10 protein-coding genes and 1 pseudogene are annotated in these 11598 nt (G+C 54.1%); all 11 read right to left on the minus strand.

Annotated features, from left to right (window positions below; translation table 11 throughout):
* Positions 1-94: 94 nt before the first annotated feature.
* The gene (locus PAE61_RS10175) at positions 95-1099 is read right to left on the minus strand and encodes an NADPH:quinone oxidoreductase family protein (RefSeq protein WP_353620352.1); all 1005 of its coding nucleotides are present in this window, start codon (positions 1097-1099) and stop codon (positions 95-97) included.
* Positions 1100-1144: 45 nt separating this feature from the next.
* Positions 1145-2017, minus strand: a complete 873-nt coding sequence (locus PAE61_RS10180; protein ID WP_271112282.1) for a MaoC/PaaZ C-terminal domain-containing protein — start codon at positions 2015-2017, stop codon at positions 1145-1147.
* 21 nt (positions 2018-2038) lie between these two features.
* Positions 2039-2767 (minus strand): FadR/GntR family transcriptional regulator, encoded by a 729-nt coding sequence (locus PAE61_RS10185; RefSeq protein WP_271112283.1) that lies wholly within the window; start codon positions 2765-2767, stop codon positions 2039-2041.
* Between the two features lie 91 nt (positions 2768-2858).
* Positions 2859-3407: a TRAP transporter small permease gene (locus tag PAE61_RS10190; protein WP_271112284.1), complete on the minus strand. Its 549-nt coding sequence runs from the start codon at positions 3405-3407 to the stop codon at positions 2859-2861.
* Between the two features lie 20 nt (positions 3408-3427).
* Entirely contained in the window at positions 3428-4738 is a 1311-nt protein-coding gene (locus PAE61_RS10195) for a TRAP transporter large permease (protein ID WP_271112285.1), read from the minus strand.
* Between the two features lie 99 nt (positions 4739-4837).
* A complete protein-coding gene (gene dctP / locus PAE61_RS10200; RefSeq protein WP_271112286.1) occupies positions 4838-5932 on the minus strand; it encodes a TRAP transporter substrate-binding protein DctP in 1095 nt (364 codons plus the stop codon).
* Between the two features lie 77 nt (positions 5933-6009).
* Positions 6010-7584: a class I adenylate-forming enzyme family protein gene (locus PAE61_RS10205; RefSeq protein WP_271112287.1), complete on the minus strand. Its 1575-nt coding sequence runs from the start codon at positions 7582-7584 to the stop codon at positions 6010-6012.
* 79 nt (positions 7585-7663) lie between these two features.
* Positions 7664-8914 carry an acyl-CoA dehydrogenase family protein gene (locus PAE61_RS10210; RefSeq protein WP_271112288.1) on the minus strand — a complete coding sequence of 417 codons (1251 nt, stop codon included), beginning with the start codon at positions 8912-8914 and terminating at the stop codon, positions 7664-7666.
* 24 nt (positions 8915-8938) lie between these two features.
* A complete protein-coding gene (locus PAE61_RS10215) occupies positions 8939-9967 on the minus strand; it encodes a phosphotransferase family protein (RefSeq protein ID WP_271112289.1) in 1029 nt (342 codons plus the stop codon).
* 147 nt (positions 9968-10114) lie between these two features.
* Positions 10115-10693 (minus strand): annotated as a pseudogene (locus PAE61_RS10220) (IS6 family transposase); the annotation flags it as partial.
* Positions 10694-10870: 177 nt separating this feature from the next.
* On the minus strand, positions 10871-11524 hold the full coding sequence (locus tag PAE61_RS10225; protein ID WP_271112290.1) for a hypothetical protein: 654 nt from the start codon (positions 11522-11524) through the stop codon (positions 10871-10873).
* Positions 11525-11598: the final 74 nt, after the last annotated feature.

Raw genomic sequence — 11598 nt, forward strand, 5'->3', positions numbered from 1 at the left:
GTTCAACGGGAAGCTATCAAAGTGCACACTATTCCCGGATCGCGGATGCTACGTCAGACAATTCCATAGAGGCAAAAAACAGGAGATCTGCGGATCATATCGTCACGACAACCTTACCCATAACCCCGCGAGTTGACAGCATGTCGATTGCCTCCGCACCCTGTTCAAGCGGTAACCGCGAGTGGATTCGAGGGCGAATTCGACCCTCTCGGTAAAGAGCCAACAATTCGCTGACGGCACGTGCGTGGCCCTCCGGGTCGTGTTCAATATGTGACCCCCAGAAGACCCCTCGGACATCGCACTCCTTCAAAAGTGGCAAATTAAAAGGCAACGACGGAATTCCTGCAGGAAAGCCGATGATCAGATACCGCCCACCACGCGCAATTGCTCGCAACGCTGGCTCGGCATAGCTGCCTCCGACCGGATCATAGATGACATTTGCTCCGGGGTTGCCCGCCAGTTCGCGAATTTTCCTCGAGAAAGCACGCTGTGTATTTTTGTCGAGTACACCCGCCGGATAGAGAAGCGTTTCCGCCGCTCCAGCCTCCCGCGCAGCAGCGAGCTTTTCTTCGGATGAGGCAGCCGCAATCACCTTTGCACCGATCGCCGCACCAAGTTCGACCGCCGCAAGTCCGACACCACCGGCAGCTCCAAGAACAAGCAGCGTCTCACCGGCCTTTAATTGTGCACGGTCACGTAGTGCATGCCATGACGTACCGTAAGTCATGAGGAAAGCTGCTGCCTCATCCATTGGCATCTCATCTGGAATGGCAAAACACTTTTCGGCAGGCAGTATGATCTTTTCAGACATCCCGCCCCAGCCTGACATCGCAATGACGCGCGTACCGATCACTGGCTCTTCGACGCCGTCCCCAAGTGCTGCCACAATGCCGGACACTTCTGCACCGGGCGAAAAGGGGCGCTCAGGCCGATATTGATATTTGTCCTCAATGATCAGCAGATCGGGATAATTCACACCTACCGCCTGAACATTCAACAATATCTCGCCCGCTCCGGGTACGGGTACCTCGATTTCACGAAGTTCAAGGGTGTCGGTTCCGCCCGGAACTACGCTCTGCACAGCGCGCATCAATGCCATTTTTTCGTCCTTTCCGCCGACTTTAGTGATCTACGGCTTATTCAATCAATCATGAAAAAAGCGCATCTCTCCGTTATCAATCACGACCCGATCCGCGACACGCGCCCGAAAAAAGCAACCTTGGCCCTGCATCCACAGATCAATTTCCAGTATCTCACCCGGAAAAACTGGCGCGGTGAAGCGACAATCCATCATCTTGATTCGTTTGCTGCGCTGCTCGGCCAGTATTTTTCTTGCGACATGCCCATAGCTGCAAAGGCCGTGCAGAATAGGCTTAGAAAATCCGGCTCTTCCGGCGAAATCCGGATCAATATGCAACGGATTATTATCCCCCAGTAGTCGATAGAATGCAGCAGCGCGCGGTGAGGTCGGAGTGACAAGCACCTGATCCGGTAACCCTGATGGTAATTCCAGCTTGGGCGGGGCCGGAAGCACCCTGGCACCCAAACCGCCATCGGCGCGCGCAAAGGCACTCTGCGTGACAATCGCGATGCACTTGCCAGTTGCTACATCCCTGATCTCACGACGGCTGACGATCAACGCGCCGCGACCTTTTCCCTTATCGTAAATAGCCGTGATCGTGGGTTTGGCTGTCACGTGACCCGAAACCGGTAGATCCTGATCCAGCTCAATTCGCTCTGAGGCGTGCACAACATGCAAGGCATCTATATCAAATGAAGGATCGGCGTAGAAGTTACCCGGATAGGCAAGTACTGTTGCCATCGTGGGCAGCGCTAGCAATCGCTCTTCCCAGACAAGATCAAGGTCATCTGCCGCTGCACCGCATGCCAGAGCATAAAGAATCGTGTCACGCTTATCAAAGCGATGTTCGGTGGTGGGAAAGTCATGTGACAGAAGCCGGTCATAACGTGCAAAATCATCTGCGGTGCCATGTCCGTTTTGTGTGGCATCTTGCATCCTGTCCGTCCCCTTCTGCACCTATTTTTGCTCGATACAGTCGTCAAGTAACCGGCCGGCCATCTCCCATCCCCTCTTCAAATCCGCGATATGGCGCGCCATCCACTCACGGGCTTTTTCGGAGTCGCGGGCGCTCAACGCATCGACAACCTCCCGATGTGCGACGAGATTGCGGTGCGGTGCTTGTTTCAGGATTCTTCCAATTTCAAGATAAGGCTTGAACAGCAAGCGGCCGATAGGCTCGCGGCTCAGAACCAGAGCACGGTTGCCGGTAAACTTGGCAAGCATTGCATGAAACTCGGTATCAAGCCCATCTGTCGGCGTACCCGCCGCAATCGCTGATTCCGTATCAGCAAGATTTTTTTCCAAGATATGGATCTGATCGTCGGTTATTCGCTGCGCGGCGAGCGCTGCCGATAGCGGCTCCAATGCATTCGCGACCTCCCAAAGTTCGCGAAACCGCACGGCGTGAAGCAAAAGTGCACGCTCCATACGGACTGACATATGCTGTTGATCGGGAATGGTGATCAGCAAACGTCTCCGGCCAACACGCCGCAGAAGCCCTTCGCTTTCAAGCTGCCTAATTCCCTCGCGAAGTGTAGATCGATTGACGCCAAAGCGATCCGCAAGCTCTGTTTCTGCGGGAAGCTGATCGCCAGGCTTCAGTATTCCTTCGAGGATGAGGCGCTGAAGTTCGTCAGATACCACCTGATAGGCCGGAGAGACTTGCAGCTTCGTGATTTCATCCATGGGACCTTCCTTATTCTTTGTCTACCCTGCAGCTTTTGCCTCAACCGAACGAGTTCGGAAAGTATCCTCACCGGAAAGGGGTAATCACCGATCAGCCTTCCCCTGTCAGTGGGTCTGACATAGAAGCTGGCGCGGGACCTCGGCCTGCGAAATAGAGGATATGCCGGCAAATCTGCCAGATCGTTTCAATCGCCATTAGCCCGATAGCAAGAGGAACCATCATGATGAATGGCCAGACAGGAAAGTAACCCGAGCCCAGTTGCATTGTTCGTCCTGTCTGCAGGCTGGTGATCGAATATCGCAGCATATACCACAACAGAAAAAGGAAGATCACCAGTTCAACAACAAGCATCAGAACGCCGACAACCGAGCGGATCGGGACAGACATCATTGCAGTGAACGCTTCAAGTCGAGGAAAAAACGCTTCACGATGAGCCAGTGGGAGTCCCCAGAATACCACGAGGGGAAACAGCATGCGTTCAATAATATTATAGGCGCCGGGTATCAGGTCCATGTGCAGCGCATAACGCCCGAAAACAGACAGAACAGTGATCATCATGATAACGAACAGGCAGATACCAGCCCCGATAGCGGCAAGGCCAAACTCGAATCTGCCAAGCGCTTGATAGGCTTTCCTCATGATCTCAACTCCTCTTGCACTTATCTGACATGGCTTGGCAGCCAGGTGACGATTCCGGGAAAGAAGATCGTGGCACTGATAACGATCACGGCTGCAGCGAATGCAAATTTCGTCGCGGGCCGGAAGACTTCGACAACCGGATATCTCTGCGCGGCAGCCGCTGCATAGGCTGATAACCCAACAGGAGGAGTTAACAACCCGAGCGAGATCATAAAGCCAGCAAGCACGCCAAACCACAGCAGATCAATTTGAGCGGCTTCTAATATAGGTAATATGATCGGTACGATCAGCAGGATCACGGCGGCACTTTCAAGGATCATACCGGCGAGAAACAGAACGATCATCAGTATCGCGACCAACAGACCCGGCTGATCGACAAAGGGCTCTGCCAGTTCAAGAAGTTCGCGTGGTATCCGCGAAAAGGCCAGGAACCGTGCGAAAATCTGGGCGCCGATCACGATGAACATCAGCATCGCGGAGATTTTGACACTTTCATTCAGCGCATGCGCCAGATCGCGCAGATTGATCCGGCGCATCAGCATCAAGCCGACAAGTGCGGTGAACGCACCGATCGCACCAGCTTCACCCACTGTGATCACACCGCCATAAATACCCCCGAACACTACCAGCATCAGCGCGATCAGGAAAAGCGATGCGGCCAAAGCGCCGCGTTCGAGTTGCTCTGGCTCGGCGGCTTGGATTTCTGCCATCTTCAAAGCTTCGGGATTCAGTTCTTCGAAAACAGCGAGGCAGCCAATATAAACCAGAAGGCACAACATTCCCGGACCGATCAGCCCGATGAATAATTGTCCAATCGGGACAGAGGTGATCGCACCATAAATAATGACGATCAGGCTTGGAGGAATAACCGCCGATAAAGACCCTGCAACGGCTGACAAACCAATGGCGAAGCGACGAGAGTACCCGACGCGCTCCAACTCGGGTGCTGACAAGGTTGCAAGCGAAGCAGCAGATGCAGCGCCTGAACCCGAAACAGCACCCAGAAGTCCGCCAATGACCAAAGTGGCCACTCCAAGCGGATATCTCCGGTAACCTGCAAGCCTGTGACCCACCCGGAACAGGTCAAGGACCAGCCCGCCCCGCATCAATAACTGCGCCATCAGAAGATAAAGGGGAATGATCGAGAGAGAGTAGTTCGAGGCGGTATAGAACACATCCTGTCCGACAATACCGTCCAGCACGCGCGGGCCAGTCCAGAGCAATATGCCGACGATACCGGTACCGAACAGTACAGTCGCAACATGTTGCCCCAGAAATAGGAAGAAGCAGAACCACCCGACGACGATCATGATGATAAGATCGTGTGACATTTTAGGCTCCAATCAAATCCGCGGTAAGATCAGCGGTGGGTGACAGGTTGGGGCAGAAAGCTCCTCCGGGACAAATAGCGTCCCGGAGCGAGAGATTTTTTATTCGCTAACAAGCAACTCTTCGACGCCTTGGGGCAATTCGGCACCTTCGGCCTGAACCAGCTCTGCCCAGAGTTGTGCCGTTGCCCGACCAGGGAGGCCAGCTTCTTCGGTCTGCTCAATCCACCGCCGCCAGGTTGCGGTGGATGCACTTTCTATCGCTGAGCGCAGACCCTCAGGAATAGCGGCCACATCGACGAATTTAATTCCTGCAGCCGCTGCCTCTTCAGCAACCTCTACGTCCTGCGCGTCGATCAGCTCGGCGTTTTCAATTGCAATATCACGTGCAGTCTGATCCCAGATTTCCTTTTGCTCATCAGAAAGCTGCTGCCATGCACTATCCGAAATCGCAATATAGCTGCCCCAGTGACCGACCGCCACGCCGGTAATAGAATAGGTCAGGACATCCTGCAGCGAATAAGACCGCCAGTCCGCGACAGAAAGAATCGTCCCTTCGACAGTGCCGCGGGAAAGCGCCTCATAAGAAGCCGAACTGGGCATGGTTACGGGCGTCGATCCCAGCTCTTCAAGAAAAATCGTATGAAGCGCAGAGCCTGCCCGCAGCGGCATGCCGTTGAGATCCTCGGCACTTTCAGGTTCGACGCCCGCAAAATTGATCGCATATGCAGAGGTTGTGCCGACCGGCCAGGCATGAATACCTTTCGGCTCGATCTCGTATTCATAGAAGGTCTTGCCATCCGCCAGTTCGACATCTGAGTCCATCAGCTTCAGGAAAGCATTCGTTTCAATCAGTGAGGTTGTCCCCAGCGTCGGCAACTGGGTCACGTCGGAGAGCGGAAAAGTCCCTTCGTGATAGGGCGCAAGCAATGGCGCGGCCACATCGATGGAACCGCCTTGCAGCCCGTCCAGTTCACGACCGACCGAGGTAATCTCACCTGCGTAAAACCTGGTAAAACTGATATCTCCGTCTGTTCGTTCCTCAATCGCATCAGCAAACAGGTTCATATGCTTGCCGACCCAGAAGTGAACCTCTGGCAGCGAGGCTGCGATGATGAGGTTGGCGTCAGCTTTACTGACTGTTGGAGCCGATGCAGCAAGTGCGCCCACAAATACGAATTTTGTCAGATTTGTCATTGTTCCTCCCGGTTTTCATATTCTGTTAAGACAGCCATCCTCATGGGCGATGCCCAATTGTCAGCGTTTCGGATAGTTCATGGTGCCGCGTTAAGCAGCGAGTCGCGCAACAACTTCTTGTCAACCTTGCCGTTGGCGTTTCTCGGCAAAGGGTTCTGCCAGAGATCGAGGGTTTCGGGCACCTTGTAATCAGACAGCCGGGCACTACACCATTCGCGCAGCGTGACGGCATCTATTGCGGATCGGATCGTTACCACGGCATGCACGCGCTCACCAAGAACCGGGCATGGTTTGGCAATCGCTGCCGCCTCAACAACAGCCGGATGATCTGTCAGAACGTTTTCCAGCTCCGCCGAATAAACTTTTAGACCGCCGCGATTGATCATGTCCTTTGCCCGGTCGAGCACGCGGACAAAACCGTCCTCATCCATCACGCCGATATCGCCCGAATGCCAAAAGCCTGCGGTGAAGGACGCAGCCGTCGCCTCGGGATTGTTCCAGTAACCGCGAACGACATTGGGACCCCTAAGCCAGATCTCACCGGTTGACCCATGGGGTAGCTCCCTGCCGTTTTCGTCCATAATCCGCGCTTCAGTACCCGGAAGTGCGCAGCCGACAAATTCGCGCTTTTCATATGCATATTGGCGAGGGGTCACGAGTTGCGCGAGAATGGTTTCGGTTGAACCATAGCAATTTGCGAATGACAGTGCCGGAATAGCTTCTGCCAAACGTCGAATTGTAGGTTCGGGCATTGGAGCACCGCCATAAGCTGCAAGCCTCCATGTTCCGAGATCCCGATCAGCAAAATCCGGCTGTAGCAGGCACAGATTATACATTGCTGGAACCATCAGAGTGTAAGTCATCCGCTCGACTTCTGCGAGATCAAGAAATGCTGCGGCTTTGAACGCTTCCATCAGGATGACAGTCGCGCTGCCGTGCATAGGTCCTGCTATAAGCGCGGCAATTCCAGTCACATGACTCAACGGCACGGCAGAGATGACACGATCTTCCGGCTGAAAGCCCATGATAGTCTGATAATATACTCCCGCATGAATCAGACCTAAATGAGTCAGCATGGCGCCTTTGGGCTTTCCGGTCGTACCCGACGTATAGAGGACTAGCGCGACCTCCTCTTCCCTCGATATCTCATCCGGGTCGGAAAGAGTGCCCTCACCGTCCAGATCTGGAAATGCAATCAAACGGCCATCGGACGTAATTACGGCCTCTGAACTGCGTGCTGTCAGGTCCCGGTCACAGACCAAAAGCTCCGCACCACAATTGCTAAGCATGAAGGCGATTTCCGGTACGCTGGCCCGAACTGACACCGGAACCCCAACCGCACCAAGACGGAACAGACCGAACAGCATGGCAATAAAATCAATCGAGTTGCCCATGAGTATGCCAACCCTGTCGCCCTTTCGGACGCCTTGCGCGGACAGGGCAAGCGCCACACGCTCTGATTCTGCGAGAAAGTTTCTCCAACTCACGCGGCGTGTACCCGATACATAGGCCTCACCATTGGGGTTGCGGGCCACCGCGTCAGAAAGAAACTGCCAAAGATGTTGCGGGCGATCAGAAAAGCACTCAACAACCCGGTCATTGTAATGTGCCTCGGCTCTGCGTTCAGGAAATACTCCGCTGTCCCAGCTCATTCCGGATTTCCTCCCATTTTCACCTGCGTCCCCTCTCGCAGTTATCCCGCCGCCAGCCTCCACGCAGACGGATATGAATCTACTCGGCAGCGCTCGGCAAAACACCACGAGCCTCAAGTCGTGCACGTGCCTGCTTCAGTTCGTTCCGAGCGATACCGCGCAGGTGTACTTCATCTGGCCCGTCAATGAAGCGTAAGGCCCGCCCCCATGTCCAAAGGAAAGAAAGCGGCGTATCAGGCGTGATGCCGCACGCTCCGTAAACCTGCATTGCACGGTCCAGGACCTCTGTCTGCAGCCGCGCCGCCGCGACCTTTATTTCGGACACGAGGACCTGCGCCGCCTTATTGCCCTGATTATCCATCAGCCAGCTTGTATAAAGGTTCAGCAATCGCGCCTGATCTATCCCGATACGAGACTGTGCAATCCAGTCACGGATATTCGAGTAATCTGCCAGATCCTTTCCGAATGTGCGCCGGGTCAATGCACGTTCGCACATCAGGTCCAGAGCAAGCTCGCATTGCCCGATAGTTCGCATGCAGTGATGGATGCGTCCGGGCCCAAGCCGGGCCTGAGCAACCGCAAAGCCAGCACCCTCATCACCGAGCAGATTGCTGACAGGCACACGGACATCTTTGAACTCGACTTCGCAATGCCCTTCGGGAGCGTGATGATGCATGATCGGAACATCGCGGACGATACGAAAACCAGGTATGTTTGCCGGCACAATCACGAAACTATGCCGCGAATGGCGCGGTGCATCCGGGCGGGAATCCGATATACCCATGACGAGCGTGAATGCGAATTTTGGGTGTAGCGCACCGGTGGTAAACCATTTGCGTCCGTTGATCACATATTCATCACCATCACGTTCGATTGTCGTCTGAAGGTTGGTCGGATCTGAAGAGGCCTGATCCGGCTCAGTGATAGATACTGCAGACCTGATTTTGCCCTCAAGCAACGGCAAAAGCCAGCGTTCCCGTTGTTCCGGCGTTGCGAAAAGATGCAGTATTTCCATATTTCCGGTATCTGGGGCATTACAATTGAAGACCTCTGAAGCCCAAGGCAGTTTGCCCATGATTTCGGCCAATGGCGCGTATTCGAGATTTGTCAGCGCTGTCCCAGGCTCATCCGGCTTCAACGCCGGAAGGAACAGATTCCACAGACCCTCTGCTTTCGCCCTCTCTTTCAGGCCATCTACCAACTTTTCGGGATATGAACCGTCGTCCGCAATACGCCGGTAATCCTCATCTGCAGGCCAAACATGCTTATCCATGAACTCTTGAAGCTGCGCCTGAAGTTTTTTCATTTTGGGCGTATATTCAAAATCCATCTCGATTCCTCCCCATATCCCAGATCAGGCGATCAACGCAGCGCCGCGTGCAGCGAGTGCCGGCGCCAACCGTCCAACTTCCGCCGCATCCTTTGATGAAGCGTTCCCCTGCCGCGCCCGACTGGCAATACCTTCAAAAATTACGGCGTTTCGGAACAGGGCAAGCACAAGATAGAAGCGTGACAGCTTTCCATCGTCACCAGAAGCCGCAAAATATTGTGAGACGAATTCATCCATATCTGGCAGACCATCGCCGGCAACGTCACGATCCAGTAGGCCGCGACTATATTCATCTGAACGCATGAACCACGTATAGATGCAACTATGAGCAAGATCTGCCATTGGGTGTCCTAACGTCGAAAGCTCCCAATCAAGCACGGCAACGATGCGTGGTTCGTCAGGGTGGAACATGACATTGCCCAGCCTAAAATCTCCATGAACCAGCGTGTTCCGTTCGTCGTCCGGCATATTATTGGGCAGCCAGTTGATCAGAGCATTAATGTCGTTATTGGGCGCCGTCGATGATAACTCCCATTGCCTGGTCCAGCGACCGACCTGTCTCTCGGCAAAACCACCCGGCTTGCCAAAACCGGTCAGCCCTGCTTCCTTGATATCAATCTTATGAATTTCGGCCAGCATGCTGGCAATGGCATCGAAATATGCACGACGTTCTTTGACTGGAATTTCAGGCAGCCCATTATCATGAAAAACCCGCCCTTCGACCCTCTCCATCAAATAGAACTGGGTGCCGATCACGCTTTCATCTTCACAAAACGCGACCATCCTCGGCACAGAGACCGCCGAAGCGGCGAGTGCCTCTTGGACCCGATACTCCCGATCAACTGCATGCGCTGACGGCAGCAATTTACCTGGCGGCCGCTTTCTCAGTACCAGATGACGGTCATTTGTCTCCAGAAAGAATGTAGGATTGGATTGACCACCACTTATCTGGTGCAATGCGATGTCAGGACCAACGCCGTCGACGCGCGGCACCATCCAGTCGAGCAACGAGGCGACATCAATCTCGGTCGATTGGCGGGCAGTGGCAATCATGATTCTATCCGCATGTTTGTCCGACAAGCCAACGGTTGAGCATTTTATCACTTAGGTCAATCTCTAATTTGGTTCTATCGCAAACCGATCAGCACGACACAGGTCGTTGATAAGTGTCCAGGCTTCAGGCAGCCAGTCTACAGACTGCTGAAAGGGACGTAGCTCCGGCCTCAGCTGACCCTTTTGGATCATGTTGGCGAATTCAATCCGACCGAAGGTCGAAACGATCGATGTGAAGCTCTTGAAGCAGAGCATGGTCCTCAACCGATGCTTGATAAAGCGATAATCCTGCTAAACAAATTGTTTAGGCACTTGACCCTCACTATCCAGATCGGAATCGGGCATCCAAACCGTTTAAGCATGCGATTGATCTCGGTGATGCGCGCTGAATTTGCGCCTATTTTGTCGATGACGATCTTGCAGTGCAGGCCGTTGTCCTCGAGCGCCCGGGCGAAGAACCTGCTGACAGCCGGCTTGTTCCGGTGCAGGGAGAGCATGAAATCCAGAGTTTTCCGTGTTTGTTGACGGCCCAGTACAGGTAAACCCACTGCCTCTTAACCCTGCTTAGGTCTCGTCTATGCGTCAGTATCTGTCGGTCGATCTTTTACGCCGGCACGAATCTTCCGTGATCAGCCCAGCATAGCGTTCCACACAGCGGCTCAGCGTCGCATGATCAACCGTGACGCCTCAATCGGCCATGATCTCCTCAAGGTCGCGGTATGACAGTGGAGCTTGGCAAGGTAGCAAAAACGCAAGAGGCAACTCCGGCCCCGATCCTGCCCTCTTGACCAATTCGCGGCACTGGCAGCATAGGGAAGTGGCTATGAAGGAGCTAGCCTTGCCGAAAGGAAAGTTTGCGACAGATCCGAGACCGAGGCTTCGTCGCAGACGGTAAGGCTATTCTCACAAGCCTGCCCCAGTCCAGTCCATCGGCGCGAACAGCGTAGAGCGTATTACCTCCATAAAGTTCGGAGGGTCAGCACCGCGTTCAAGATTGCTCGCCAGCAAAACCAGCCAGGTCAGCAGCGCAAGGCAGATCGAATACGAAATGAAATAGAGCAGACGCATGACAACTGATACGGATAAACGAAGCATTAGAAGCCCCGGGGCAACGAAACCGACAAATATCCAGACAAAAACACCGAACCCGAGGACTGCATGCCGGATATTGGAGAGATCTTGATCAACCAGGCTGGCAGAGAACTGGTCGAGCACGGGCTCATAAGGGCTGATAAAGATGAACAATGTCATGATCAGCGCCAGATACATCAGAAGATCGCCAATGATTACAAAGTGAATGCTGCAGGTCCCTTCCCGGTTCAGCCGACTGGACATTATGAAAACGACCAGAGCAAGCAGAGTGACCAACGCCCCCAGAAGCAACGCAACGCCGAGTCCGAAACGCTGCGGGGATAGCCCGCCGTTTTCAACCGCCTTCGCTGCGGGGTATATGACCTGGCTGATCTGAAACGTAATGATCGTCAGGACAAAACCCAGCACAGTAAGTCTTGATCGCATCGTGTTGACAGCGATATCTGTTTCTTGTGGCTGCATCATGTGATGAACTCCACCCACAAGGCCGGGACACATATTGCCCCAGCCTTGAATTCTTTCGCGTCAGGGCCGGGCGG

This window comes from Paracoccus aerodenitrificans (assembly GCF_027913215.1).
GTDB classification, from domain to species: Bacteria; Pseudomonadota; Alphaproteobacteria; order Rhodobacterales; family Rhodobacteraceae; genus Paracoccus; species Paracoccus aerodenitrificans.

Bases quoted from the DNA above. Each gene is read 5' to 3' on its own strand.
- PAE61_RS10175 (WP_353620352.1), bottom strand. From the start codon at position 1,099: ATGGCATTGATGCGCGCTGTGCAGAGCGTAGTTCCGGGCGGAACCGAC.
- PAE61_RS10180 (WP_271112282.1), bottom strand. From the start codon at position 2,017: ATGCAAGATGCCACACAAAACGGACATGGCACCGCAGATGATTTTGCA.
- PAE61_RS10185 (WP_271112283.1), bottom strand. From the start codon at position 2,767: ATGGATGAAATCACGAAGCTGCAAGTCTCTCCGGCCTATCAGGTGGTA.
- PAE61_RS10190 (WP_271112284.1), bottom strand. From the start codon at position 3,407: ATGAGGAAAGCCTATCAAGCGCTTGGCAGATTCGAGTTTGGCCTTGCC.
- PAE61_RS10195 (WP_271112285.1), bottom strand. From the start codon at position 4,738: ATGTCACACGATCTTATCATCATGATCGTCGTCGGGTGGTTCTGCTTC.
- dctP (WP_271112286.1), bottom strand. From the start codon at position 5,932: ATGACAAATCTGACAAAATTCGTATTTGTGGGCGCACTTGCTGCATCG.
- PAE61_RS10205 (WP_271112287.1), bottom strand. From the start codon at position 7,584: ATGAGCTGGGACAGCGGAGTATTTCCTGAACGCAGAGCCGAGGCACAT.
- PAE61_RS10210 (WP_271112288.1), bottom strand. From the start codon at position 8,914: ATGGATTTTGAATATACGCCCAAAATGAAAAAACTTCAGGCGCAGCTT.
- PAE61_RS10215 (WP_271112289.1), bottom strand. From the start codon at position 9,967: ATGATTGCCACTGCCCGCCAATCGACCGAGATTGATGTCGCCTCGTTG.
- PAE61_RS10225 (WP_271112290.1), bottom strand. From the start codon at position 11,524: ATGATGCAGCCACAAGAAACAGATATCGCTGTCAACACGATGCGATCA.